This is a genomic window from Dissulfurimicrobium hydrothermale, from assembly GCF_022026155.1.
Classification (GTDB): Bacteria; Desulfobacterota; Dissulfuribacteria; order Dissulfuribacterales; family Sh68; genus Dissulfurimicrobium; species Dissulfurimicrobium hydrothermale.
In genome coordinates this window covers 1,881,385-1,907,595 of the sequence record NZ_CP085041.1, presented here as the reverse complement: position 1 = coordinate 1,907,595, position 26,211 = coordinate 1,881,385, and the positions used below count along the sequence as shown (strand labels likewise).

Genomic DNA, 26,211 nt, shown 5'->3' with positions numbered 1-26,211 from the left:
TTAATCCTTGGCCTTGTCTGGGTCTTTTATTGCATCTTTCAGTGAATGTATGCTTATCACCCGCTTTTTGCCTGCCTTTTTATCTTCCGGCCCATTGTCTCGTTTTTTCTCGGGATCCGGTTCGGGCTTTTGGGCAAGGGCAGCCTTTATCGCATGGTATTGTTCCGCAATTACAGGATTGATGTCAGGCTCGAGGATGAAACACGAGACCCGGCTTCTTTGAATACGTACGGAAGACGTCGTGAGCGCCGAGAGTATGTGGGGATGGACGATCGGACCGCGTTGTTGGTCATATAAAACGGTGCATGGGAGATAAAGATCGAAAAAGCCGGCCTTTTCAAGCGCAAAACTGGCCGTTTCAGTCTGGCGGTTGTATCTTATTTCTCCAAGCAACAGCCCGACATCGTCAAGTTCTATAAGTACTAGGTCTTTTGCATTTTGGCTCAATCTCATGATATTTCGACTTCTTTCTCCCTTTTTGGTCTTTTTCTGCGCCTTTTTCTGCGCACCTGCGCCTCCTTTTGGTATTTGGGGTTGAGGTGCGGATTAGGACCTATGGCAGGTAGTCCAAGCTGTTCCTGAATCAGGTCATAAAGCAATACGCTGTCGGCGAACCTAGATTTGCAATAGACGCGTTTCGGCCAATTGCCGATCTCAAGGCACCTTATTATCGGCCACAGACCTGACAATATCTGGGCTGCCTCATCCCTCACTGACTTCTTGAAGTCGTACGGGGCGATCGTCTCATTTAACAAATCCCGTGTCTCCTGGACAGGCCATCTTATGCGTTCAGAATAGAGAGATCTCCATCCTGGTGCAACATGGAGCCTCGGATACGCAAAGAGCGCAAGTATAAACGATTCCGTAGGTTTTTTATCGCCGCCGGCCGCCTTGTCAAGCCATGACAGCAGCCCTGAAAGGAGTGTCTTTGCAAGCCCGCGGTCTCCTTCTTTTATTCCCTTGAAGTAATTGGGGAATATAGATGAAAAGAGACCGCTTTCAAACAGGAGTTCCGCCCATTTCCAGCTTGCCCCTGAATGCAGGTCTTTGAGCCATTCATCACGCACCCTCGGAACGGCACACAGGCGTATCATGTCTTTATGTATTAATATGGCGTCCCAGGTCGCCTTTTCTATTGCAAACCCGGTGCGCGCAGCATGTCTGATCGCCCTAAGCATCCTCACTGGGTCTTTCAGAAAGCGCCTTTCAGGATCGCCTATCGTGCGGATTATCCCGGCCTTGAGATCGGCCATGCCACCTACATAATCTATTATACTGAAATCGGCGATATTGTAAAAGAGGCCGTTGATCGTCAGGTCCCTGCGCATTGCATCTTCCTGTGGTGTTCCAAAGATATTGTCGCCATCATCCCCTGCGCTGTCTTGAGACTGTACAGCGTCATATTCGGCCTTTTGCCTAAAGGTTGAGACCTCTATCACTTTACCACCCTTGAAATACACATGTACAAGCCTGAACCGTCTGCCTATGATGCGGCTGTGTGGAAAGAGCCTCTTTATCTCCTCGGGTGTGGCATTGGTCCCTACGTCAAAGTCCTTGGGGCGCTTCCCTATGAGCAGATCCCTGACGCTCCCGCCGACCAGGTACGCTATGAATCCGTGGTCTTTCAGGCGATAGAGGACCTTGAGCGCCTCTCTGTCCACATCTTTTCTGCTCAGGCAGTGCTCTGGCCTTGGGATTATGAAGGGCCCTGGCCTTTCATCGGTGCCGAAGAGATCAGGCTGTATCAGCCTCGGTTTAGGCCTTGAGCCTTTCATCTACCAGCTCTGCGACCTTTTGTCCTGAGAGTAGCATCCCGCCGAATATAGGGCCCATGCGGAACGATCCAAATGTGGCGTTTGCGGCCATACCAGCCACGAATATCCCTGGAAAGGCCTCTTTGGTGTTGTCGAGGGTGGTGTTTTCGGCAACCTCGGCCCACATGGAACGTTCGCCCATTATAGCGCCGGTCTCGGTGAGAAGACGGGCCCCCATCTTCCGTTGCACCACCTTCAAGACCTCTGTGGGGTGCCCTGTAGCTTCTATTACATACTTGGCCCTTACGGCGAGCGGATCTATGTGGAGTCCGGCCATATCGACCGCAGTCCAGTTGATGACAAGCCCTGTTACTCGATTATCTCTCACCATGACGTCTTCAACAGTTATAAGATTGAACAGTTTGGCCCCGGCCTTGCACGCGAGGCTTGCAAGGGTGGTCACGCACTCTACCGAGTCGGATGTGTAATATCCGTCTCCAACGTCCTCTACCCTTATACCCAACTCTTTTAATATGGCCGCACCTTCTTCCTGGAGGACTATTTCATTGAACATCATGCCGCCTCCCCACATGCCGCCACCGATGCTGAGCTTTCTTTCGAAGAGGGCCACCTTGTGGCCTTTTTCCGCAAGCTTCAGTGCGGCGATAAGCCCGGAAGGGCCTGCGCCAACGATAGCTGCGTCCAGTTCCAAATACTCCGAGAGCTTTGACATGTAGCGCGAAATGATGGCGCGGCTTATCTTGACCTCATCTAAAGACATAGAAAAAATGCCTCCCTTATGTTATTTAAAAGATAAACAAACTGGCAACTTAGCTTAATTTTGAATTTTTGCAAATCCGTTTGATAAAAAACCTTGGATTTTCATAAAGGCCGTCAAGATTGATGGAATTGTAAGAGGTCAAAATCCTTTGAAATCCTGTTGTGAGGAGGACTAAATGCGCATGGAAGGACTGGGGATAACAGTAACGGAGCACCTTTTGATACACCAGAAGGAATCGCCTGCGGCGACCGGACAGTTTACAAGGCTTCTGAGTGAACTCATATTCTCTGCCAAGATCATAGCCAGAGAGGTCAAAAAGGCTGGACTTGTGGACATCCTTGGTCTTACGGGCGATATAAACGTCCAAGGAGAGCAGGTCAGGAAGTTGGACGAGTTCTCGAACAGGGTCTTGATCTACAGGATGCAGCGTTCAGGGGTTTTGTGCGCCATGGCGTCCGAGGAAAATGCGGATGTCATCGAGGTGCCTGATGACATGCCCAGGGGGAACTACATCCTAATATTCGATCCGTTGGACGGTTCGTCGAATATAGATGTAAATGTAAATATAGGTACTATCTTTTCTATCTACAGGGTGGTCGGCGAGAGGCCTTATGTTACCATGGAGGAATTTTTGAGAAAGGGATCGGAACAGGTGGCGGCCGGTTATTTTCTCTACGGCCCAAGCACCATGCTGGTATATACGACCGGCAAGGGCGTTCATGGCTTTACCCTTGATCCTACGGTTGGGGAGTTCCTCCTCTCTCACCCAGACATACGCATACCGGAACAGGGCCGGATATATTCAGTAAACGAATCAAATACCAATTATTGGGATGGGCGCACAAAAAAAGTCGTCGATTATTTCAAGTCAACAGAGAACGCCCGCCGCAAGCCGTATACCGCAAGGTATATCGGGGCCTTGGTGGCGGATTTTCACAGAAACCTCTTGGATGGCGGTATCTTTATGTACCCTGCGGACAATAAAGACCCGGCAAAACCCAGCGGTAAACTGAGATTGCTCTGCGAGGCTGCGCCGTTGGCGTTTGTGGCCGAACAGGCTGGGGGGGCGGCAACCGATGGAAGGGAGCGTATATTAGATATCAGGGCGGCCCATCTGCATCAGAGAACCCCGCTCTTTATAGGCAGTAGGAGGGACGTAGAAACGGCTACGGCCATAATGAAAGGCGATGTTTAAATCAGGCGTGGTCCAGCGTCAGTGCCCTTTGGCCGTTTTAATGCCCGTCTGGTTTGTGCACCTCTTCCATATGACCAAAGAAATGATTATTTTATAAAAAATTCCTATTTTACTAGTCTGGTAGGCGGGCATTCTTTACCTGGCAGCGGATATTGTTTGTCTCTTTGCCTGGGTGTCAGACGCGACCGGGCAGATGGTGCAGTGAATTTTTAAAATATAGTACAGCATCGGCTGGAGGTTGTTTACAATTATGTCCAATCTATTAAAGACAACTGTTCTTCTTGCAGCCCTTACCGCCTTGTTCCTGGCGGTGGGCAAGGCCATCGGCGGCAATCAGGGTATGACCGTTGCCTTGGTTATGGCGGGTGTTATGAATTTCGGCGCATATTGGTTCAGCGACAAGTTGGCCCTTGCAATGGCTGGGGCTGTCGAGGTATCTGAGACGGATGAACCGGAGCTGCATGCAGTCGTTAGGGATCTCGCCAGGAAGGCTGGCTTGCCCAAACCAAGGGTCTATATAATCCATACAGAGACCCCCAATGCCTTTGCGACCGGCAGAAATCCGGAGCGTGCAGCGGTGGCTGTGACCGAGGGGATATTGAGGCTCCTCTCAAAAGACGAGCTTGAAGGGGTCATCTCCCATGAACTTGGACACGTTAAGAACAGAGATATACTCATAAGTTCTATAGCGGCCATGATTGCAGGGGCCATAAGCTATCTTGCCAACATGGCGCAATGGGCCATGTTGTTTGGTGGTTTCCGCCGCTCTGACGATGATGATTCCGGAGGGGTGATTGGGGTCCTTGTCATGATGATAGTCGCCCCGATAGCGGCTATGCTTATACAGATGGCCATTTCGAGGAGCAGGGAGTTCCTTGCCGACGCTACAGGGGCGAAGATATGCGGTCGTCCCCTTGCACTTGCTGGCGCGCTAAAAAAGCTTGAGGACTGGAATCATCGTCTCCCGATGGATGTAAACCCAGCCACAGCCCAGATGTATATCGTAAACCCCTTGACCAGTGGAGCGTTGGCCAATCTCTTCAGCACACATCCGCCGATCGAGGAGCGTATAAGGAGACTGAACGAGATGGCCATGGGTCGTGGCTTCTAGTCTCGGCGTTTGTCCTGTGCTGCAGCACCTGGCCTTGACCGGTTCGCATGAGGATGGGCCGTGAATTGGTTGCCTCTGGCCCTCCTCACGGCCTTTTCAACCGCTACAACCGATGTGGTCATCAAGGCCCGTTTCGCCCATCTTTCCCCACAGGATATGATGGCGATAAGGGCTGCAGCCCCTGTCCCATTTTTGCTCCTGCCGCTGATGTTCATGCCGTGGCCGAAACTTACCCTGGCCTTTTGGGAGACGTTGTCCATACTCCTGCCTCTGGAGATCTTTGCGCTTTTTTTTTACATGAAGGCCATCAAGACCTCCCCACTTTCCCTATCTGTCCCATTTCTCGCCTTTACGCCCGCATTCACGGTACTGACCGGTTGGTTGATCCTTGGAGAGAGGATCAACCTTAGGGGTATGGTCGGTATCTTGTTTACGGTCGCAGGGGCCTATTTGCTCCATTTCAGATCAAACACCCCAGGGGTCTTGCAGACACTTAGAATAGCCATCAAGGATGGCGGTTCAAGGCTGATGTTTTTTGTATCCGCCGTCTATTCGGTAACCAGCGTCCTTGGGAAAAAGGCGGTTTCTGAGTCGGGGCCTTTTTTCTTTGCCTGTTTTTATTTTGTAATACTTGGTCTCGCGACCATTATGATCTTCTGTGTCATTCCAGGGGTCTTCAGGTGGTGCCTGAGAGGTCGACCAAGATGCCGCGCGGCGTCAGCCATTATGGGCGGGTGGCGGGCCTTGATAGCTGCAGGGTTTTCGCAGTCCGTAATGGTTGTTAGCCATATGTGGGCCATACATCTTGTGGCGGCTGCATATATGATTGCGGTCAAGAGGACCAGTGCCATCTTTAGTGTCTTATATGGAAGATTTGTCTTTTCCGAGGATGAGACCCTTAAACGGTTGATCGGTGCCGGACTTATGACCCTTGGGGTGGCGTTGATCATGATCACTGATTAAAGCCTGAGTTTCTATGAAAATCGCCTTGATCGCACCGCCATGGCCTCTTTTCAACAGGCCATCTATCCAGATTGCTTCTCTTAAGGCCTATTTGAGAAGGGAGCGCCCATGGGTGGACATATCCTGTCACCACCCATATCTCGAATTGGCCTCCCAAATCGGTTTTGAGGTCTATCAATCCATCAGCGAATCAATATGGGCGTCTGAGGCTATCTCTGCAGGCATCTTGTTTCCTGAGATGGAACAGGAATGTGACAGACTATTTTTAAGGACGGTTAGAAAAGGAAAGGGTAGGGGACTCCTGCAGCCCGTCTGTGTGCGCGAGGCTGTGGATAAAGTGCTGACGGAGTTCGTTTCTTTTCTTGCTCTGGACGCCCTTGACCTCGTTGGTTTGACTGTCTCCGTAAATCAACTTACGGCTGCGCTTGTGATTGCAAGGGCTGTAAAGGCCCTTGCCCCATCCCTTCCCATCGTGTTGGGCGGTGCCGCCGTCTCCGGCGCTGCAGGTGCCTCTATTTTGAGGTCGTTTTCTTGGATTGATTATATTGTTGACGGTGAGGGAGAGCGTCCACTTGTAGGTCTTGCAGATTTTCTGAGCGGCAAAGAGACGTCATTGCCGGAGGCCGTTTATGGAAAGGTGATCCTGTCTGACAATGGAGAACGAGGTATTAAGGATGATAAGTCAAAAGGATCGGTCGGGGATCGGCCGAAGTCTCAGATCGATGGCCTGGATGGGCTTCCCGTTCCTGATTTTGACGACTATTTCTGTGATATTTTAAAGTTAGGGCCTAGCAAACGCTTTTTCCCTGTGCTGCCTGTGGAGTTTTCCCGCGGGTGCTGGTGGGGGCGTTGCAATTTTTGCAATTTGAACATCCAGTGGACGGCATATCGGGCAAAATCGGCAGAGAGGATGGCGACAGAGATAGATCAGCTTGCCAGGCGTTACGGCCTGCTTGATTTCGCCTTTATGGACAATTCCCTCCCTAGGCGGGATGCCTCTAAGCTATTTGATATCCTTGAAGGACATGGCAGGGATTACAGCTTTTTTGCCGAACTCAGGGTGGGTTACAGCCGTGATGAGTTATATGCCATGGCCAGGGGCGGTCTGAAAGACATCCAGGTAGGCATAGAGGCCCTGAGTCAATCCCTGCTTGGGCGGATGCGCAAAGGCGTAAGTGTCATGGACAATGTCAAGACGATGCGACATGCCGAGGAGTCAGGGCTGAACCTCTCAGCAAATCTGATCCTTCACTTTCCTGGCAGCACGGATGAAGAGGTTAATGAGACCCTTCGTGTGCTTGATTTTGTATGGCCCTTTAGACCCCTTAAGGCCGTCTCGTTTTGGCTTGGCCTTGGGAGCCCCATGGCCTCTGACCCGTCTATATTCGGGATAAGATCCGTGACGATCCATACATTCTGGCGCTATATGTTTCCAGAGGAGATATTGGCCGGCATCATGCCGCTGGTGCTTGGATATAAGGGTGACAGGCTTGTTCAACAAAGGCGCTGGAAGTGGGTCGAACAAAAAATCGCGGCATGGCGAAGGGAGAGGGCGGTGCTTGGGCTGCAAAGACCCCTCACATACCGTGACGGCGGGGATTATCTCCTTATAAGACAGATCAGACCCTCTGGCGAGGTGCTCACACACAGGCTAAAAGGGTCATCAAGGGCGATTTATCTCACTTGCCTTGAGCCAAGGCCGGTTCAGGATATTTTTGAGCGGTTTCCAGATAAATCTCAAGGAGAGATTGCGGCCTTTTTAACGGACCTTGTTACAAAGAGGCTTATGTTCGAGCAGGATGGCAAGGTCCTGGGGCTTGCTGTCAGACATATTTAGCCTATCTCCATCTAACCGGTCGCCTTTTTGGCTCATTATCTTAACAAGAAATCCCTATTTCATTCCAAAGATCTTTAAATAAAGTTGTAAAATGAAACAGTAATAAATTTTTCAAATTTTTAAAATATAATTAAATCAAATAATTATTTTAATTTTCTTAATTCGCTAAAAATAACTTGATTAAATTATGTTTAAATTTGAAAAAAAAGATATAAAATAAAAAACTACCAAGGATAGGAGATCAGTAGGATAAAAAAATAAACGGGAGGTGTTGCGAAAAGAAAAACGGATGGATGAAAAGACGACGAGACGGGATCAATCCTTTTTACAATAAGTTTGTTCAAGGAGGTAATAGATAGATGGATGGTGTTTATGAAAAAAAGAGACCTTACATAAAGATGATAATCATGGGGGCGATATCTGCGTCGCTCTATACGTTTTTGTTGCTCAAGGGGGATTTTGTTGTGCAGATATGCGCCAAAGGCGGTGTATATGCGTTTCTCCCAATTGCAATGGCGTTTGTTTTTTCATATGTCCACGGGGGGTTCACCGGCAGCTTTTGGTCGGTTCTAGGCGTGGATGCCAAAAAGACAAAGGGGGTTAAATAGACATGCATGATATCGCGCCTCAACTATCCAACTTTATAGAGCTTAACTGGATAATCGTGACCTATCTGTTTTTTGTGGGGTTTGTCGGTGGTCTTGTAAGCGGTTTCATAGGATCTGGCGGCGCCTTTGTGCTTACGCCTGCGATGATGAGTCTGGGCGTCCCAGGGCTCGTCGCGGTTGCAAGCAACATGTGTCATAAATTCCCGAAGGCGCTTGTGGGTGCTATAAAGCGTGCCAAGTATGGTCAGGTGGATCTGAAGCTGGGACTCATCTTCGGTATATTTGCCGAGGCTGGCGTCATGTATGGCGCCCATGTGCAGGAGGTGATCAAGAATACCTTTGGCAACGATGGCTCAAACCTTTATGTCAGCGTGATATTTGTGCTGGTTCTTGGGATAGTCGGGACATACGTCTTGAAAGATGCATATGGCACCTACAGATCAGGGACTACTGAGGCGAAGGAAAAGACGACAAAGATCGCAAGGTGGGTTCAGTCTGTCAACATACCGATCCCGGGCACGATGATATATTTCAGGTCGCTCAATGCAAAGATATCGATATTATTTATCATACCTCTGGCGTTTGCAACCGGCCTGCTTGCAGCAACAATCGCGGTAGGCGGGTTTATTGGCGTGCCTTCAATGATCTATGTGCTCGGCGCGCCCAGCATCATGGCGTCTGCAACAGAGCTGGTTGTGGCATTTGTTATGGGGTTTGGTGGGTCTCTCAAGTATGCCATACACGGGCTTGTCGATATAAGGCTCGCCATGATCATACTTGCCGGCTCTCTTTTCGGTGTCCAGCTCGGAGCTATAGGAACAACCTATGTAAAGGCGTATATGATAAAGGTCGTCATGGGGCTAATAATGGTCATTGTCCTATTCAGCAGGGGCCTGATGGTCCCTGTCTATATGTCACATCTTGGCCTGATTCAACCCATAACGGAAGGCACGCAGAAGATATTGAAGAATACAAGCTTCGCTATAATGCTCTTTGCGTTGTTTCTTGGCGCCTTCATAGTTTTAAAGGCCATATGGCAGGGACTTCGCGAGGAAAGAATGGCTGCAAAAGAAGTGATGTCTCCCGGTAAGATCTAAGGATCTAAAAATCATTTTGTTATCCTTTTTTGCAGGCGAAGGGGCAGCAAGCAGGGGTGAGGTATGGGAACGTATAAAAAGATGCTTGTATGTTTAGATGGTTCGGAATCGGCCTTTCATGTCTTGAAAGAGTCTCTCGGGTTTGCCTCAGACGAGAAAAGCTGGATCACCGTGACATGTATTGCGCCGCCCCACGATGGAGACATCGGCCTTGCCATATTCGGCGATTTGACGGCCTCTATGAGGCGGTCGTGCGAAGATGCGCTTTTAAAGGCAAGGGAGATGGTTCAGGCTGAGAGGGTGTTGGCAAAGATGGTCCTCGAAGAGGGAGAGGCGCACGAGAAGATCATCGAGCTCGCAATATCTGAAAACTGCGAGCTGATCGTCATGGGAAGAAGAGGTCTGTCTGACCTCGAAAGGATGTTCGTGGGTAGCGTCACGGCGAGGGTCATTGGGCATAGCCCGATAGATGTCCTTGTTGTCCCTGAGGGGGCCAGGATAGGTTGGGGCAAGATCCTTGTGGCTGTTGACGGCTCAAAATACAGCAATGTTGCGGTCTTAAGGGCGATAAATTTTGCAAGGTCCTACGGAGGCGAATTGAAGGCCGTCTCCGTTGTCGATGTACCTCCTGAACTTTACGAAAGGGCACTTGGGGCCGTTGATGATCTGGTAAAAAAGGCGAGGACATATGTTGAAGGCGCTGTAAAACTTGCCGAAAATGAAGGTATAAAGGCCGAGGCTATTGTCAAAGAAGGCACGACCTATAAGGTAATACTTGAGACCGCAAGGGAGCTGGGTGTAGACGCTATAGTGATGGGCTCTCATGGAAGGACAGGGCTAAAGAGACTCCTTATGGGGAGCGTCACTGAAAAGGTCATTGGCTATTCAGACCGTCCAGTCCTCGTAGTAAAATAAATATAAAAAGATATTGGGTCTCTTTGATCCAGTGTATTGTGCTGCATCCTTTGTCAATGAGGCGTACAGGAAGTATGCCTCATTTGTCAGGCCCTGCAGCCTTGCATTTGACGATTTTCGCTTAGCATCGTATATAATTTTTACAAGACCATCAAATTTAAATCGTTTGATTTGATGCGTAACGGATCTAGTCTATAACCTTGGCCTGCTTAAATCCGCCTCAATGAGATTTATTTTATATTATATTTTTACGACGAATCCGTTGCAAATACATCATCCAATCGTCCATGCCGAGGCCAGTTACGGCCGAAAGGGAGATGATCTTTAGGTGGGGATTCAGCCGTAAGGCCTCTTTTTTTGCCTCTTCCTGGGAAAAATCAGGGAAATACGGCAGGAGGTCTGTTTTGGTGACCAAAAAGACCTGGGAGTTCAGAAAGACCGTCGGGTATTTGGCTGGTTTGTCTGAACCCTCGGGGACCGATAACAAAACGGCCCGTTCATGTTCCCCAAGGTTGAAGGCCGCAGGGCAGACGAGATTGCCTACGTTTTCTATGAAGATGATATCAAGGTGGGCCCCATCGAGCTGTTCCTCGAGCTCGTGGAGTCCGCGGTGTACAAGCGGGGCGTCGAGATGACACGCCCCGCTTGTAGTCAGTTGGATTGCAGGTATCCCTTTCGTCCTTATGCGCTCTGCATCCCGCTCGGTCTCTATGTCGCCTTCTATAACCCCGATTTTCATTACGCCGTCCAGCATATCTATTGTCTTTTCAAGGAGTGTGGTCTTGCCTGAGCCCGGGCTACTAATAAGATTTATAGCCACTGCGCCCATGGCCTCGATATGACGCCGGTTTATCCGAGCTTGGGCCTCGTTCGCCGCAAGAATGACCTTGTTCACATCCACTTTTTTTGCGCCTGGGCAGCCACAGGTCTCACACATGTCCTTTCCTCCTATCCCAAGTGTACTGTATTCATCGCTTCGCCTTCGCATCCTGTCTTCAAAATATCATTGCACATAATTCATTTATGGTCTGGTTACGCTTTGGTCCGGCTACCGTGTCTAATATGTCGATAAGGAGGCCATGGATGGTCTCGGCCTGGTTGTGGGCGCTATGTCCAACGTCAGAAAAAGGGATGCCGAATCTGGGTTTGGTCAGACCATTTATGTATGAGGCCTTAATCCTACATTGAAATTTAAACTATTCCATCTCAACCTGCATAAGGAGGAGCTCATCTCCGCCCTGCGGGAAAACATCTCTCGCGCCGCACCTAGGGCAGCAATCAGGGCGGCCGCCCTCGGTCTTGAACTCATGTCCACATCCAATGCATCTGTAAGGAACCGCCGGGGTCTCGATCACAAGTGCTGCGCCCTTTGTAATCTCATTGGTCATGGCCATGGCCTTGAAACCAAACGCAAAAGAGTCCTTAACCACGCCTGACAGGGCGCCGATCATTACCCTTACCTTCAAGACCTTGTCTGCCTTATGTTCCCTTGCAAGCTGTACGATCTCGTCGATCACCGCCTGGGCAAGGCTCAACTCGTGCATACCCGATGATCCTTCTGCACCGTAGCTCTCAGCCCAAGGTCGTCCAGATAATCAAGTACCATGGCTGCAACAACAGGGAGTCTCTCTTCAAGGACAGTGGATAGCCCTATCCCAGTGGATAGATCCAAAGGTACGACGCCTAGAAAATCCACATGCTCAGGGGCCCTTCCCCTGAGTTTGCATATTTCGAGTATTTCAAGCACACCTATCTGATGTGGTGACATCCTGAGCTGGGCCGATCGGGCCTTGAGCTCATCCTGGGTAAATCTTAGAATAGTGCCGGGCGGCTCATCAGATTTGATTATATCTACGGTGAGCACCTTATTGGTTTTTTCAAAAAAAGGGGAAAGGAATATGCCTGATGTGCCACCATCCACAAGCCTTACCGTGTCCGGAAAGACATACCTTGACTCGAGGTGACGGATGAGATGCACCCCAAAGCCCTCATCCCTTAAAAGGAGGTTTCCAACACCAAGCACACCTGCCTCGAGATGGCGGTCATCAAAGGTTGAGCTATATATCATCAGCATATCCTCGGGAGAGGTTCACCAGAGAGAGGCCTGAGTATCCGGCACCCGCCGATCTTTGTCCGCAGCACCACCTGCCCCGGCCTGCCATCTTTGATCCTGCCGATCAAAGCAGCATCCCGGCCTTCTGGCATGAGGCGCATGGAATAGACTGCAGACTCGGCGGCCTTTTCATCTACTATCGCCAGACATTTACCCTCGTTAGCCAGATAAAACGGGTCAAGACCCAGTATCTCGCAGGCCGTTTTGACCTCTGGCTTGACCGGCACATTGCCTTCGTCTATCTCGATCGCAACCCCTGCCGTCCTGGCGATCTCGTTCAGTGCGGTCGCTACGCCGCCCCTCGTCGGGTCCCGCATGGTATGTATCGCGTCTTTAGGAACTGCATTCATCAAGGCCTCGATCATTCTGTTGAGGGCCGTGACGTCGCTCTTTAGATTGCCTTCAAATGCAAGGCCATGTCGGCTGGCGAGGATGGTTGCACCATGATCCCCCATGGTCCCTGAAAGGATCACGGCATCCCCAACAGAAGCCTTTGATGAGGATATATCAGCCCCATTTTTTATGACACCGATCCCAGAGGTGTTTATGAATATCTTGTCCGCCTTACCCCTCGGTACCACCTTTGTGTCTCCGGTCACCACCTGGACCCCTGCGGAACAAGACGCCGCCTGGATGGATCCTATAACCTGCTCCAGGTCATCCATCGCAAGGCCTTCCTCAAGGATGAGTCCAAGGCTCAGGAATAAAGGCACAGCCCCACGCATGCAGAGGTCGTTTATCGTCCCGCTTACCGCCAGGGCCCCAATGTCCCCGCCTGGGAAGAAGATGGGATCAACTACGTAAGAGTCGGTTGTGAAGGCGATCCGCCCGGCTCCCCAGGGCCCCATATCGATTAGGGCGCTGTCTCCAAATTCCGAAAGGATCGGATTGTCAAGTCTGGGCAGAAAGACCTTTTCAACCAGCTCTTGCGTAAAGAGCCCGCCGCTTCCATGATCGAGGAGGATATTTTCCAGTCTCATATTACCCCTGTTTCGTATCTGAAATATGCTGCGCATGCCCCCTCTGACGAGACCATGCACGGGCCCACCGGAGAGACCGGTGTGCATATTGATGCAAAAAACGGGCAGTTGCTTGGGATGTCTAATCCTTTTATTATGTCGCCGCACAGGCAGCCCTTCGGTTCAGGTGTGTGTCTTGTCTCGATCCCGAACCTGTATTTTGCGTCAAATTTATTGTATTCAGGCTTTAGGGCAAGGCCGCTTTGTCTTATCGCGCCGAGGCCTCTCCACTCTGTATCGCACTGGAGGAAGACCTCGTTCATGATGCCCAAGGCCTTGCCGTTCCCCTCCCACGAGACCGCCCTTGGATAGGCGTTTTCAACCTCGGCCCTCCCTGCATTCACCTGTCTCGCCAAAAGGATCAGTGCAAAGAGTATTTCGGCCGGTTCAAAACCTGCAACTACGCACGGCATCCCAAAACCTTCTGCTATAGGTTTGTAAGCTGCGGCCCCTATGACAGCGCTTACATGGCCTGGACAGATTAGGCCGTCGATGCCAATGTCGGTTTCGAGTAAGGCCTCAAGTGCCGGTGGCATGAGCTTCAGGGCGGGTAGTATAGAAAAATTGCCTGTTCCATCGCGCGCCGCATCTTTTATGGTGGCGGCGATGCATGGGATGGTGGTCTCGAAGCCGACCGCCAGGAAGACCACCTCGCGTGATCTATCCTTTCTTGCGAGCTGAAGTGCATCCACGGGCGAGTAGACGACATCCACCTGTGCCCCTTTGGCCCGCCGTCCGGCCAGCGAGTCGCTTGATCCTGGGACCTTTAAGAGGTCTCCAAAGGTTGTAACCGTTATCCCAGGTATCTTGGCGGTCTCGATAAAGGCATCGATATCGCCCTGGGCCGTGACGCAGACAGGGCAGCCCGGACCTGAGATAAGCTCTATCTCCTTCGGGATTATGGAACGCAGCCCGGAACGGGATATGCTTACAGTATGTGTGCCGCAGACCTCCATGAACTTCATCGGCCTTTTGACAAGTCCTTTAAGCCTCAAGGCCAGGTCTTTTATAAGGTCCGGATCGGATATATCTTCAGACTGACCCATTACGCCTTATTCCCTCCATCCATCGGCCATTCGCCTGATAAGTGAGATACTCTCCTCGGCCTCGTCTTTTGTGAGGCTGTGTACGGCGAAACCTGCATGGACGATCACATAGTCGCCAATATGAGGGAGTCGGTCTACGATATCGAGCCTGATTTCGCGCCTTATCCCCCCCAGCTCCACCAGGGCGATCGGAGATGTCAGCTCATCGCCATCCTTTATTTCAACAACCTCCATTGGTACGGCCAGACACATACCTTGTGCCTCCAACAACAAGTTGACCTAGCGATAACCCGCCGTCATTCGCCGGGATCAATTCCCCAGCATATGGATCAAGACCTTTGCGAATCATGGCGGTCATCAAGCCCTCCAAAAGTATCTTGTTCTGCATGCACCCGCCGCTAAGGACTATCTCTTTTACGCCAGTCTCTTCAGATAGTTTTTTTACAATAAGGCATAACGCCTCGACAAGCCATCTGTGAAATGATATCCCTATCAAGGGGAGCGGTACCGCATCTTTAAGGTCTTTTAATACTGATTTTACGATGGTTGAAAGGTCAAGCACCAGCATTCCATCCTTTTTCGAGATCTCCATGGGATAACTCCTAGACACCTTTTCATCTTTTGCCTCCCATGAGACGGTTTCCAGCTGCATCGCTGCCTGTCCTTCATAGTCGGCCGTGAGACAGACCCCAAGGATGGCGGCTATCGCATCAAAGAGCCTGCCGCAGCTTGAGGTGAGCGGGATGTTGACGCCGTTCATCATCATGGAGGTCAGGACCATTCTTTTTTCTTTTGAGATTATGGAGAGCCCGGGTAGAATGGCGTTCTCCAACCCATCTGGCCCAAAAGCGGAAAAGATGGCTGACATGGCCATGCGCCAGGGCTCTCTTGCGGCTGCATCCCCGCCCGGGAGCAGGAGATGACCGAGCCGCCCGAGACGTCTGAAACCATAAAGGTCTGCAAGCAGCACCTCCCCGCCCCAGATCGTCAGGTCAGGCCCGAGTCCCGCGCCGTCAAGGATGACCGATATGCATGGCCCTTCAAGGCCGTATTCAGCCATGACCGCTGTCGTATGGGCGTAGTGATGTTGTACAGGATAGACGGGGAGCCCAAGGCTCATAGCATAGCGCGTGCCAGGATAGTCGGGGTGCAGATCGCAGGCGACTGCCTCCGGTTCGATCTCGAACAGATCCTTTAAATGCCCGACTGCCTCTTCAAAGAAATCAATGCTCTCAGGGGTTTCGAGATCGCCTATGTGCTGACTTAAAACAGCGCCCCGGCCTTTTGAGAGACAGAATGTGCTCTTGAGAAACCCTCCCATAGCGATCATCCTAGGGTATTCAATGCTGAGCGTAACTGGCTCTGGGGCATAACCCCTCGAGCGCCTGATGACCCTTATCTTTCCCCCAATCTGCCTGACGACTGAGTCGTCAAGCCTGTTTACTATCTCTCTGTCGTGGATAAGAAAAAAATCCGCTATCCCTGAAAGTCTGATCAGTGCCTCGTTATTGTCTTTCGCAATAGGTTCGCCGCCCGGATTCCCGCTGGTAAGCACGATCACCCTTGGTGCATCCGGAAAGGTGAAGATCAGGTGATGAAGGGGGGTGTACGGCAGCATGACTCCCACTTCCCTTATCCCTGGTGCAAGGTTTAATGCAAGTCCGGCATCCATGCGCCTTTTGAGCAGCACTATGGGGCGTCTCGGAGAGGTAAGGGCCGCGGCTTCGATGGCGTCTATTTCACAGATCAGCCTTGCGGTTTCAAGATTGGCGGCCATCACGGCAAGGGGTTTTGACGGGCGTCTCTTCCTGACCCTCAGTTCGGCCACTGCCTCTTCGTTTGATGCATCGGCTGCAAGGTGAAAGCCGCCCAGGCCCTTTATGGCGACGATTTTCCCCTGTCTTAACGCCGCTGCCGCCTCCCTGATCGGGTCATCGGTTTCGATTTTTTCGCCGTCTTTGCCATGCCAACCAAGACCTGGACCGCATCGCCGGCAGGCATTTGGTTCGGCATGAAACCTCCTGTCCCCTGGATTATGGTATTCGTTTTGGCAGTCATCGCACATCTGAAAGGCCTTCATCGAGGTCCTTTCCCTGTCATACGGGACCGACTCTATGATCGAGTACCTCGGGCCGCAGTCAGTGCAATTTATAAAGGGATATCTGTAACGTCTGTCTTCCGGGTCAGAAAGCTCGTGCAGGCACATTGGGCAGGTTGCCACATCAGGTGGGATGTGTACAAATACATCCCTGATCTTTTCACTTTCCAGGATAACGAAATTTTTGTATTCCAACCCTGCCTTGAATGGTCTTGATTCGATACTAGCTATCTTTGCGAGGAACGGGGCCTTTTCAATGACCGCCTGGATAAAGGCAGAGAGTGCATCTTTTGTGGCCATCGCCCTAATGACCACGCCGTATCCGTTGTTCGCCACGGAACCGAGGATCCCGAACCTCTTTGCCAGTCTATAGACGAACGGCCTGAATCCAACCCCCTGGACCTGCCCCCTGACAAGGAACTCAACCGCTTCCCTGTCAGGGGTTTTAAGGCCGTCCTTTCTTTCTTCCATCACGCCTTTTTAGGTTTGAATTTGCTGCCGTTGAAGATAGATGAGATGAGGCCTTCCGGTCTTTCTATATCGTTCCAAATAGTGATATAGATGTGCGTCATGGTAAATATTATAAAATACCACATAAGAAAATGATGAACGAGACGCGCCTCCTGCTGGGTACCGAAGAGACTGATGCCCATGTGTTGAACGGCTAAGTTTTCAGGAAATAGCAGATAAAGTCCGGTCAATACCTGTACCAATGTAAGAAACAGCGTGATGATGTAAAAGAGCATAAAAAGGGCGTTATGCCCAAGCCTTTCCTCATGATAGTCTGTAAGATACAGATAATAAACAATGGTGCCGAATAAATTTTTGATATTTCTTGGGGTTACAGGTGCAGAGTCCAGAAAACGCTCTTGCTTATTGCCGAAGAAGAAGAGATATATCCTTACAACAATCGCACCGATAAATGCATATCCTGCAACAAAATGGATATACCTGGTTGAGGCCATGGGAAATGATGCGCCTAGTTCGTGCGAGTTCAACCATGGCTCATATATATAATAGCCACTGATTACAAGAATAACTATTGTAATGGCATAGGCCCAGTGAAACAGCCTTAAAAGTACGCCCCAAGCCTTCTTTTTTTCATATGTAGCGGTCGCCCTCATGGCCACCCCCTCGCATTATTTTGTGTTACATAAATAGCGCCTATCCATTCCATATTGTTCAACTGGTTCAACCTGGCTAGAGTACCTTGACCTTAGACATTTCGCCTCCGTCAGGATCAAGGACATGGATTGCACAGGCGATGCACGGATCAAAGGAATGAACGGTCCTCAAGAGTTCAAGGGGCTTTTCAGGCACAGCCACAGGGTTTCCGACCAGGGAGGCCTCATATGGCCCTGGATTGCCCCTTTCGTCCCTTGGGCCTGCATTCCAGGTCGATGGGACGACACACTGGTAATTCTTGATCTTGCCGTCTTGGATAATGATCCAGTGGGATAGCGCACCCCTCGGGGCCTCATGGAAACCGAAACCACGCTGCTCGCCCCTTGGAAAGGTGGGTGAATTAAATATGGCTACATCTCCGCGGTTTATATTATCTACCAGGAGCCCCCAGTGTTTTATAGCCAGGTCGCAGAGGACCGCCGCCCTTATCGCCCTTGCCAGATGGCGGCCTGGAGTGGAGTGCAGGACTTCAGGACCTATCTGGGCCCCTGCAAGGCTGCTAACCTTGGAAAGTGTGTCGTCAACATATTTTTTTGTGGGTTCATGACCAAGGGCATATCCGACGAGCACCTGGGCGAGCGGGCCCACCTGCATGGGTCTCCCTTGGAATCTCGGGGCCTTTATCCATGAATACTTACCGGTCAGGTCAAAATCCGTGTACTGTGGGAGCGTGTCCTCTTCAAATGGGGAGCGTGTCCAGTCGCCCTTATACCAGGAGTGCTTGATGCACTCAACTACGTTATCCCTGAAATACGGGTCTTTGAAGTTGGTAAAGGCCTTTACCGTCTTGAGGTCGCCGTCAAGTATGGTGCCGCCAGGCAGATCAAAGTGTTCTGCCTTGGTGTCAAGCGGCATGTCAGGAACGGCAAGGTAATTTGTGACCCCTGCGCCAAATTTGAACCAGTCTTTATAGAACGCACCTATGGCTGTCACATCAGGCAGATAGACTTTTTTTACAAATCCGGAGACCTCCTCAACGAGTTGTTTTATCCAGTAAAGGCGCTCCATGTTGAGTGTGGTTTCGTTATTGAGGTTTATGGCGGTCGTAACCCCGCCTACAGAGAGATTTTGTATGTGTGGATTCTTTCCGCCGAGGATCGCATAGGCCGAGTCGGCCTTTCTCTGGTAATCAAGGGCCTCAAGATAGTGTGATACAGCCATGAGGTTCGCCTCTGGTGGGAGCTGCATGGCGGGATGGCCCCAGTAGGCATTGGCGAACGGGCCGAGCTGCCCGCTCTCTACCAGGGCCCTTATCTTTTCTTGTACGGCCTTAAAGCGTTCAGGGCTGTTGCCTGGCCAGTCTGAGAGGCTCTCTGCAAGGGAGGCTGTCTTTTGGGGATCGGCCTTTAAGGCCGAGACTACATCCACCCAGTCAAGTGCGGACAGGACATAAAAGTGGACTATGTGGTCATGGAGGGCGTGGATAGCGAGGATCAGGTTTCTGATATATTGGGCATTCAATGGGATTTCAAGATTAAGCGCGTTTTCGACCGCCCTTACACTCGCTATGGCATGAACCGTGGTGCACACGCCGCATATGCGTTGTGTAAATACCCAGGCGTCACGAGGGTCTCTGCCTTGGAGTATCACCTCGATGCCGCGCCACATCTGTCCTGACGACCAGGCGTCTTTGATCACGCCGCCTTCCACCTCGGCGTCTATCCTCAGGTGCCCCTCTATCCTCGTTATCGGATCAACCGTTATGCGCTGGGCCATCTCATCTCTCCTTTTTTATATCTTCCGGCTTCTGTGCGGCCTTGGCCTTGGCGAGCTTCTTCCCTATTCCGACTGCGGCATGTATACCTATGGCCGCTGCGGTGACACCGAGTATCTTCTTGCCGGCCGATTCGGCCCCTATCACCGCACCCTTTCCGGCAGGGATCTTTACGTTGGGCAGTCTCTCATAAAACGGTGTCATGGTATCCCAAAACCTGGGCTCGGTGCATCCGACACAGCCATGTCCTGCCGAGACCGGCCAGACCTCGACGTCATTAAAGCGCACTGCCGGGCAGTTTGAAAAGGTCTCGGGGCCCTTGCAGCCCACCTTGTAAAGGCAATAGCCCTCAAGATGCCCATCATCTCCGAAGTGCTCGGCATAGCGGCCTTCGTCAAAATGGGCGCGTCTCTCGCATTGGTCGTGGATCTTCCTGCCGTAGGCGAAGAGTGGCCTTCCAAGTTGGTCTGTGGCCGGCAGACGCTTGAAGGTAAGGAAATTGAGGACTGTTCCGAGAAAACTTATCGGGTTCGGCGGGCAGCCCGAGATGTTTATGATGGGTTTGCCGTGGATGATGTCTCTCACACCTACGGCCCCGGTCGGGTTGGGGCTGGCCGCTTGGATGCCGCCAAATGTGGCGCAGGTCCCGATGGCGATTATCGCCGCCGATCTCGGCGCTACGTCTTTAAGGATGGAAATGGCGGTACGGCCGCCTATCTTGCAATAAACACCACCATCTTTGGTCGGAATACCACCTTCAACCACGCAGATAAACTTCCCGTCATATTTCTTTATAGTCTCGTCAAGGACGTCTTCAGCCTGTTTCCCGGCAGCGGCCATGACCGTCTCATGGTAGTCGAGTGAGATGAGATTCAGGATCAGCCTGCCTATGTCCGGATGAGACGCCCTGAGCAAGGCCTCCGTGCAGCCGGTGCACTCCTGGAAATGGAGCCAGACAACAGGCGGCCTCTGAGGAGAGGACGCCGCCTCTACAAGATGCGGCACCATTTCATCTGAGAGTCCAAGGGCCGCGGCTGCCATGACGCAACCCTTCAGAAACCCTCTTCGCGTAAGCCTCGGATCGATATCCGCTAGATGCAGATTTCGTGACATGAGCCCTCCTCTCATAAAAAAACGGTTTTGATAATTATTCGGCCCCTCTAAATATCAGATCTTATCAAGTCGGGTAATTGCCTTTGAATTGATTTGAATTGAGCCTTTAATGAAAAATTATCCACCTTTTTTTAACCTTGTCAAGAAAAATAATTATTTTATAAAGATTCAGATCCGCCCCTCTATGAAATCGCACAATGCCCGGATATCATGGATTTCGAAGACCTTGACGTCCCTAGTTTCTTCGATTTCAGGGTTGTCGGTCACAACCGCTATTACACCGGTTACCATACCCTTCAACGCTCCTTCGTTCGAAACCCCTTTTCTCGCGACCTCTATCTTTGGGATCGCTGGGTCGTATTTAAAGCCTTCGCCCAACACGACGTCGAATACCTCACAGCCGCCCATCGTTGCACCAGTACCGCTATCCACCGTATCTCTTTCAAGGTGAACCATGCCCTTCGGGGTCATGACCGTGACCCTCTTCGCTCCGGCTTTAAGGAGTAATGCGCTGTCCGTCCCAGAGGCATTCATGTCCAGGAGCGTGTGTTTCGTGTGTTTCACTACCGCGACCTTTCGGCCTCTTCTTGAAAGTTCCTTGATCACGGCACAAAGGATCGTGGTCTTGCCGGCGTTGTGCCAGCCGATAAAGGTGATGTCAGGCATCATCTTAGCGTCGTCCTCCGATCAAAATGAATCTGAAATCGCCGATAGAAGTTGTCATCTTCTTGCAATTTGCAATTCCCATCGCTCTTCCCCTCTGATAGCCCCATCAGGGGTAAAGAGGATTATCAGCTCTGTCGTCAAATCAGTCAAATCATGAGATGAAATTTATCTACTACCAGATTTCTTATGTATTGATATATTTAATTCCTACGTCAAGCAAGGATATCCGATGGACGGGCGTTGGTTTGATGGATTGAACCAGGCGCAGCTCTCCGCTGTGACCTTCAATGAAGGGCCGCTTCTCGTGATAGCCGGCCCTGGGGCCGGCAAGACTAGGTTGCTCGCCCATAAGATTGTATACCTCATAACTGAACTTGGGGTGAGGCCTGATCAAATACTTGCCGTAACTTTCACAAACAAGGCCGCAAGAGAGATCAGGAACCGTGTAGGCTTGCTTCTGGCCCATCAGACAGATGCAGGTTCTGCCGCAGACAATTCCCTACCGAGGCTCTGTACCTTTCATTCGTGGGCCCTGGGTTTCCTGAGAGAGGAATTCGGGGCAGCTGCAGCAAGGCCTGTTGGTGAAGATGAGGCCTTTGAGGTCTTTGAAGAGGCTGCGGCTGCAGCCAGGTTCAGCACAGCCGGGCTCAGGGGGCTCTTCGAGGAGGTTATGAGGGCTAAGGAGGCCTATCCCCCCCCGATCTTTTGATGATAGGCGGTTAAGCGATGCGCTGATCGTCTATGAAGCTGCTATGCGCCAAATGGGGTTTTGGGACTATGCCGATCTCTTAGTTGAGTCTTTGCAGCTGCTTAAGCTGCCTGAGATAAGGTGGCGATTCAGGGAAAAGACCCGTTTCATACTTGTGGATGAATTTCAAGATATAAACGCGGTTCAATATGCCATTGTTAAAGAGATGGCCTGTCGCCCGGATGATAACGCCGGCGACTGCCCGAAGATTACGGCAATAGGCGACCCGAAACAGGCGATTTATGGTTTCAGGGGAGCGGATCCAGCCTTCATCGATATGTTTTTAAAGGATTTTGGCGTCCAAAAGACCATAACCCTTGATATCTCCTACAGATGCCCTCAAACCATCCTCGATGCTGCTGCATGTGTGATAGGAGGGTCTGTGCCGGTGCTCAGATCGGCCAAGGGCGATGGACCGAAATTGGTCCTCAAGACTTTTAAGGATGATATATCGGAGGCCAAATGGATAGCAAAGACTATTGAGGCCATGACAGGGGCTGTAAGCCTGGATTCGATAAATATGTCCATCGGAGCAGGCCAGATGAGGAGCCTTTCCGATGTTGCGGTGTTGTTCAGGGTTAACGCCCTTTCTGATGCAGTAGCCAGGGCTTTGAAAGAAAGGGGTATACCTTATAAATTCAAGGCCATGTCCGATGCCCCTGAGATAGGACGGGCTGATGTCAAGACCATTGCAGAGATATGGGAAGAGGCCGAAGGGGTATCTCTGCTCTCCATGCATGCATCAAAAGGCCTGGAATTCCCGATTGTTTTTATAATTGGTTGTGAAGAAGGTGTGCTTCCCTGGAGGAATGGGGATGTGGCCGAGGAAGAAAGGCTATTTTATGTTGGGATCACAAGGTCCTCAGAGAGGCTCTTTCTCTGTATCTCAGGGGAGCGTGCCCTGTATGCGAGGGGGGACAGGCTTATCCCGAGCCGTTTCTTATCCAGGATATCCGGCGGGCTTTTTGCGGAGCAAGAGCAAGGGAAAGACAGACCCAAAAAGGCCAGACGCCCCAGGCAAAAGGATCTTTTTTAGCCGTATCCACGTTTCTTATCTGGCCACCACAAATGCGCCAGGGGTGATAGTCCTTGAGGCCTTCGCCTCAAATATCTTCGCCTCATTGTAGTCATTTGCTGCAAAGATCTGCACCCTGTAGAAGACCTGGCCACCCACCATCCCGGTGGTTATTGTTACGTCTTTGTATGTGCCCTCAAGCCTTCGTTTCATATTCAGGGCGTTCGCCTGGTCGAGGAATGCCCCTACTTGGACATAGAAGACGCCCTTCTTGAAGTCGGGATGTTTTTTGAATTTTATAACGCCGCCGGAGGTGACGCTCCCTTCGCCAAGGGCCTCAACCCTGACCCTTGCCGTTCCGGTCCCTACAATACCGAGTATCTTTGCTGTGCCGTAACTGAGATCGATTATCCTATCCTTTACGAATGGACCTCTGTCGTTGATCCTGGCTATGACTTCTTTCCCGTTTTCAAGGTTTGTGACCCTTACATATGTATTGATCGGGAGTATCTTATGTGCAGCTGAGATATCGTACATGTTATATGTTTCGCCGCATGCGGTGGGCTTTCCATGAAAGTTGGGGCCATACCAGGATGCATAGCCTTCTTCTACAAAGCCCTCCGCCGAAGGTAGCGGGTAGTATGTGTGACCGTTTATTGTGTAAGGACGTTGTGTTGCAGGGACTTTTGCAGGCGGTGCATATCTTTGCCTGCCACCGACCTGCGGTGGAATATAGGTATATGTTTCAGGCGGCGGGGTTGTTTTTGCGCAACCTGCAAGGATAGATATAAGACATATGAGGACAAGGGCCGAATCGGATCGTCTAAAATTTTTCTTCAAACGAACGCCGTCCTCCAAGAAAAGGCTTTCTTTTTTTTCGGTTTTCGGTCATAAATACAAACGCTATGAAGATGGACTTAAAAAAAAATGGACTTTATCTTGATTACAACGCCACGACACCCATTGCAACCCCTGTTATCGAAGCGATTAACCACGCACTGAAAGATCTCTGGGGGAATCCAAGTAGCATCCATGGACTTGGCAGGGCTGCAAAGGAAGGTATAGAGGCGGCGAGGGCCAAGGTGGCTTCATTGATAAATGCAAGGCCTGAGGAGGTCTTTTTCACCAGCGGTGGCACAGAGTCCAACAATACGGTCATCTTAGGTGCGGCGAGGGCTGGTTCGCATGAAAAGAGGCACATCATAACCACTCAGATCGAACACCCATCGGTCCTGAACCCGGCTATTCACCTGATGGAAGAGGGATGGGACGTGTCATTCATAAGGGTGGACAGCCTTGGTCTTGTCGATCCGTCGGACATAAAGAAGGCCTTAAGACCCAATACGGCTATGGTCTCGGTTATGCTCGCCAACAATGAAACCGGCGCGGTTCAGCCTCTTGCCGAGATCGCAGGAATAGCGCATGAGTACGGTGTACCGGTGCATACAGATGCAGCCCAGGCGGTTGGCAAGATACCTGTGGATGTGCAGATGCTTGGCGTTGACTATCTCACTATAGCAGGGCATAAACTTTACGCACCTAAGGGCATAGGGGCCCTGTTTGTAAAGGATGGGGCGCCTTTTGATCAGATCATCTTTGGTGCAGGTCAGGAGATGGGGCGGAGGCCTGGAACTGAGCCGACACCCCTTGCCGTAGGTCTGGGCGCAGCCAGTGTCTTTGTGCAAGATGGTCTTGAAGATGAGATGAAACGTCAGTCTGAACTTAGGGAAAGGCTGTACGACGGCATATTATCCCTTGGGCGTCAGATAATAAGACACGGTCAGGTTGACAAGACACTACCGAATACCCTGAATATCAGCTTCGTCGGATTGAGCGGCGCCCGGATACTCCAGACGGCGCCGGGACTGATGGCATCTACCGGTGCCGCATGTCATGCAGGCTCGGCAGTAGTCTCGCACGTCCTTTCCGCGATGGGTGTAGAAAAGACCGTCGCCATGGGTGCCATACGTTTTTCGCTTGGGAGGTTCACGACGGACAGAGAAATAGACGACGCCGTATTTGCTATCAAAGAGGCCTTGAACCGCCTTAATTAAAGGAACAATCCATGAAATTCATCGATCTAAACAGACAATATGAGGCATATAAAGGCGAGATAGACGAGGCGGTCCACAGCGTCCTTGAAAGCGGCCAGTTTATCCTTGGTGAGGTGGTGGAAAGGCTTGAGGCCGTTCTTGCCGGATACGTAGGGGTACGCCATGCAATCGGCGTGAGCTCTGGTACCGATGCCCTTGTTTTGGCACTTATGGCCTGTGGCGTCGGTCCTGGGGATGAGGTCGTCACGACGCCTTTTTCATTCATAGCGACCGCAGAGGCCGTAAGTCTTGTAGGCGCAAGGCCGGTATTTGTCGATATCGACCCTATTACCTACAATATGGATCCGCAGGCCTTTAAAAAGATATTGGATGCCAGATCGCGCAGCGGGTCAATGCCTCGTTGCGTCATCCCTGTAAGTCTGTTCGGCCAATGTCCTGATATGGATGAAATAAATGACATTGCAAAGACTTATGGCCTGCATGTAATAGAAGATGCCTGCCAATCCTTCGGCGCCCGCTATAAAGGTCGCATGTCCTGTGCCGTATCAGAGATTGGCGTTACGTCCTTTTTTCCATCCAAGCCCCTTGGTGCCTATGGAGATGGCGGGATGCTCTTTACGGATGACGACGAGATTGCAAGGATGTGTATTTCGCTCCGAGTGCATGGGCAAAGCAGGCGTTATATACATGAAAAAATAGGTCTAAACGCCCGTCTGGATGCAATTCAGGCCGCTATACTTCTGGTAAAGTTCAGTCATCTCGAGGAAGAATTGAAAAAGAGGGAGGAGGCTGCCGGATTTTATACCGAAGGGCTCAAAGAGATCATGCCTTATATAACGCCTCCAAAGGTTGCAGGAGGCAGGACCTGCGTCTTTGCCCAGTACACCGTTCGGGTAAAGGGAAACTTAAGGGACGAAGTGGCCAGGTTCCTAGAGGTGCATGGCGTGCCGACCGCTGTCCATTATCCAAGACCAATTCATCTCCAACCTGCCTTCAAGTATATAGGGCTGCCTCAAGGACCTTTCCCGCATGCCGAAGAGGCTTCTAGAGAGGTGCTCTCTCTTCCTATGCACCCATTCATAAAAAGAGAGGAGCAGGAGACAGTGCTTGCTGCCCTCAGAGAGGCCTTAAGCAGCCTTGTTTTGTAAAAAGGGCGCTGCTATAGTCAGTATCAAAAAC

Annotated in this window: 26 protein-coding genes; 11 read left to right on the top strand and 15 right to left on the bottom strand. The window is 51.0% G+C overall.

Going from position 1 to position 26,211, the window contains the following annotated elements; translation table 11 throughout:
* From LGS26_RS09070 to LGS26_RS09060, 3 genes are read right to left on the bottom strand one after another with little or no spacing between them, the layout of a single operon-like run.
* Positions 1 to 453 carry a hypothetical protein gene (locus LGS26_RS09070; protein WP_237888551.1) on the bottom strand — a complete coding sequence of 151 codons (453 nt, stop codon included), beginning with the start codon at positions 451 to 453 and terminating at the stop codon, positions 1 to 3.
* Positions 450 to 1,775, bottom strand: a complete 1,326-nt coding sequence (gene pcnB / locus LGS26_RS09065; protein ID WP_237888550.1) for a polynucleotide adenylyltransferase PcnB — start codon at positions 1,773 to 1,775, stop codon at positions 450 to 452. The genes LGS26_RS09070 and pcnB overlap by 4 nt, the downstream gene beginning before the upstream one ends.
* Complete coding sequence (locus LGS26_RS09060) at positions 1,756 to 2,535, bottom strand: sulfide-dependent adenosine diphosphate thiazole synthase (RefSeq protein ID WP_237888549.1); 780 nt, start codon at positions 2,533 to 2,535, stop codon at positions 1,756 to 1,758. Before LGS26_RS09060 ends, pcnB begins: the two co-directional genes overlap by 20 nt.
* A 175-nt stretch (positions 2,536 to 2,710) precedes the next feature.
* Here LGS26_RS09060 and fbp point away from each other — a divergent pair, with 175 nt between their 5' ends.
* The 7 genes from fbp to LGS26_RS09025 all read left to right on the top strand — a co-directional run bounded on the left by fbp (position 2,711) and on the right by LGS26_RS09025 (position 10,261).
* The gene (gene fbp / locus LGS26_RS09055; protein WP_237888548.1) at positions 2,711 to 3,730 is read left to right on the top strand and encodes a class 1 fructose-bisphosphatase; all 1,020 of its coding nucleotides are present in this window, start codon (positions 2,711 to 2,713) and stop codon (positions 3,728 to 3,730) included.
* Positions 3,731 to 3,980: 250 nt separating this feature from the next.
* Positions 3,981 to 4,841 (top strand): zinc metalloprotease HtpX, encoded by an 861-nt coding sequence (htpX, locus tag LGS26_RS09050; RefSeq protein WP_237888547.1) that lies wholly within the window; start codon positions 3,981 to 3,983, stop codon positions 4,839 to 4,841.
* A gap of 60 nt (positions 4,842 to 4,901) precedes the next feature.
* Complete coding sequence (locus tag LGS26_RS09045) at positions 4,902 to 5,804, top strand: DMT family transporter (RefSeq protein WP_237888546.1); 903 nt, start codon at positions 4,902 to 4,904, stop codon at positions 5,802 to 5,804.
* 13 nt (positions 5,805 to 5,817) lie between these two features.
* The gene (locus LGS26_RS09040) at positions 5,818 to 7,641 is read left to right on the top strand and encodes a RiPP maturation radical SAM C-methyltransferase (RefSeq protein ID WP_237888545.1); all 1,824 of its coding nucleotides are present in this window, start codon (positions 5,818 to 5,820) and stop codon (positions 7,639 to 7,641) included.
* A gap of 359 nt (positions 7,642 to 8,000) precedes the next feature.
* Positions 8,001 to 8,249 (top strand): hypothetical protein, encoded by a 249-nt coding sequence (locus LGS26_RS09035; protein ID WP_237888544.1) that lies wholly within the window; start codon positions 8,001 to 8,003, stop codon positions 8,247 to 8,249.
* Between the two features lie 2 nt (positions 8,250 to 8,251).
* Complete coding sequence (locus LGS26_RS09030; protein ID WP_237888543.1) at positions 8,252 to 9,346, top strand: sulfite exporter TauE/SafE family protein; 1,095 nt, start codon at positions 8,252 to 8,254, stop codon at positions 9,344 to 9,346.
* Between the two features lie 63 nt (positions 9,347 to 9,409).
* Positions 9,410 to 10,261, top strand: coding sequence for a universal stress protein (locus LGS26_RS09025; RefSeq protein WP_237888542.1), 852 nt, complete (start codon positions 9,410 to 9,412; stop codon positions 10,259 to 10,261).
* 235 nt (positions 10,262 to 10,496) lie between these two features.
* Here LGS26_RS09025 and hypB read toward each other — a convergent pair whose 3' ends face one another.
* From hypB to mobB, 11 genes are all read right to left on the bottom strand, one after another.
* The gene (hypB, locus tag LGS26_RS09020) at positions 10,497 to 11,198 is read right to left on the bottom strand and encodes a hydrogenase nickel incorporation protein HypB (protein ID WP_237888541.1); all 702 of its coding nucleotides are present in this window, start codon (positions 11,196 to 11,198) and stop codon (positions 10,497 to 10,499) included.
* Between the two features lie 259 nt (positions 11,199 to 11,457).
* The gene (locus LGS26_RS09015; RefSeq protein ID WP_237888540.1) at positions 11,458 to 11,805 is read right to left on the bottom strand and encodes a hydrogenase maturation nickel metallochaperone HypA/HybF; all 348 of its coding nucleotides are present in this window, start codon (positions 11,803 to 11,805) and stop codon (positions 11,458 to 11,460) included.
* Positions 11,793 to 12,329, bottom strand: coding sequence for a HyaD/HybD family hydrogenase maturation endopeptidase (locus tag LGS26_RS09010; protein ID WP_237888539.1), 537 nt, complete (start codon positions 12,327 to 12,329; stop codon positions 11,793 to 11,795). Before LGS26_RS09010 ends, LGS26_RS09015 begins: the two co-directional genes overlap by 13 nt.
* Entirely contained in the window at positions 12,329 to 13,354 is a 1,026-nt protein-coding gene (gene hypE / locus LGS26_RS09005) for a hydrogenase expression/formation protein HypE (protein WP_237888538.1), read from the bottom strand. The genes LGS26_RS09010 and hypE overlap by 1 nt, the downstream gene beginning before the upstream one ends.
* The gene (gene hypD / locus LGS26_RS09000) at positions 13,351 to 14,439 is read right to left on the bottom strand and encodes a hydrogenase formation protein HypD (protein WP_237888537.1); all 1,089 of its coding nucleotides are present in this window, start codon (positions 14,437 to 14,439) and stop codon (positions 13,351 to 13,353) included. Before hypD ends, hypE begins: the two co-directional genes overlap by 4 nt.
* Positions 14,440 to 14,445: 6 nt before the next feature.
* Entirely contained in the window at positions 14,446 to 14,691 is a 246-nt protein-coding gene (locus tag LGS26_RS08995; protein WP_237888536.1) for a HypC/HybG/HupF family hydrogenase formation chaperone, read from the bottom strand.
* A complete protein-coding gene (gene hypF, locus LGS26_RS08990) occupies positions 14,660 to 17,008 on the bottom strand; it encodes a carbamoyltransferase HypF (protein ID WP_237888535.1) in 2,349 nt (782 codons plus the stop codon). The genes LGS26_RS08995 and hypF overlap by 32 nt, the downstream gene beginning before the upstream one ends.
* A complete protein-coding gene (gene cybH, locus LGS26_RS08985; protein ID WP_237888534.1) occupies positions 17,008 to 17,661 on the bottom strand; it encodes a Ni/Fe-hydrogenase, b-type cytochrome subunit in 654 nt (217 codons plus the stop codon). Before cybH ends, hypF begins: the two co-directional genes overlap by 1 nt.
* Positions 17,662 to 17,737: 76 nt before the next feature.
* Entirely contained in the window at positions 17,738 to 19,438 is a 1,701-nt protein-coding gene (locus LGS26_RS08980; RefSeq protein ID WP_237888533.1) for a nickel-dependent hydrogenase large subunit, read from the bottom strand.
* A 1-nt stretch (position 19,439) separates the two neighbouring features.
* Positions 19,440 to 20,549: a hydrogenase small subunit gene (locus tag LGS26_RS08975; RefSeq protein WP_237888532.1), complete on the bottom strand. Its 1,110-nt coding sequence runs from the start codon at positions 20,547 to 20,549 to the stop codon at positions 19,440 to 19,442.
* A 168-nt stretch (positions 20,550 to 20,717) separates the two neighbouring features.
* Positions 20,718 to 21,218 carry a molybdopterin-guanine dinucleotide biosynthesis protein B gene (mobB, locus tag LGS26_RS08970; protein WP_237888531.1) on the bottom strand — a complete coding sequence of 167 codons (501 nt, stop codon included), beginning with the start codon at positions 21,216 to 21,218 and terminating at the stop codon, positions 20,718 to 20,720.
* 226 nt (positions 21,219 to 21,444) lie between these two features.
* Between mobB and LGS26_RS08965 the strand changes: the two genes are divergently transcribed.
* Together LGS26_RS08965 and LGS26_RS08960 are read left to right on the top strand one after the other, a co-directional pair.
* A complete protein-coding gene (locus LGS26_RS08965; RefSeq protein WP_237888530.1) occupies positions 21,445 to 21,924 on the top strand; it encodes a UvrD-helicase domain-containing protein in 480 nt (159 codons plus the stop codon).
* Between the two features lie 43 nt (positions 21,925 to 21,967).
* A complete protein-coding gene (locus tag LGS26_RS08960) occupies positions 21,968 to 22,999 on the top strand; it encodes an ATP-dependent helicase (protein ID WP_237888529.1) in 1,032 nt (343 codons plus the stop codon).
* A gap of 15 nt (positions 23,000 to 23,014) precedes the next feature.
* Here the strand turns inward: LGS26_RS08960 and LGS26_RS09765 are convergent, their stop codons facing one another.
* Complete coding sequence (locus LGS26_RS09765; protein ID WP_330873289.1) at positions 23,015 to 23,818, bottom strand: septal ring lytic transglycosylase RlpA family protein; 804 nt, start codon at positions 23,816 to 23,818, stop codon at positions 23,015 to 23,017.
* Between the two features lie 71 nt (positions 23,819 to 23,889).
* Here LGS26_RS09765 and LGS26_RS08945 point away from each other — a divergent pair, with 71 nt between their 5' ends.
* Entirely contained in the window at positions 23,890 to 25,032 is a 1,143-nt protein-coding gene (locus LGS26_RS08945; protein ID WP_237888528.1) for a cysteine desulfurase family protein, read from the top strand.
* An 11-nt stretch (positions 25,033 to 25,043) separates the two neighbouring features.
* Positions 25,044 to 26,180: a DegT/DnrJ/EryC1/StrS family aminotransferase gene (locus LGS26_RS08940; RefSeq protein ID WP_237888527.1), complete on the top strand. Its 1,137-nt coding sequence runs from the start codon at positions 25,044 to 25,046 to the stop codon at positions 26,178 to 26,180.
* The last annotated feature ends 31 nt before the right edge of the window (positions 26,181 to 26,211 follow it).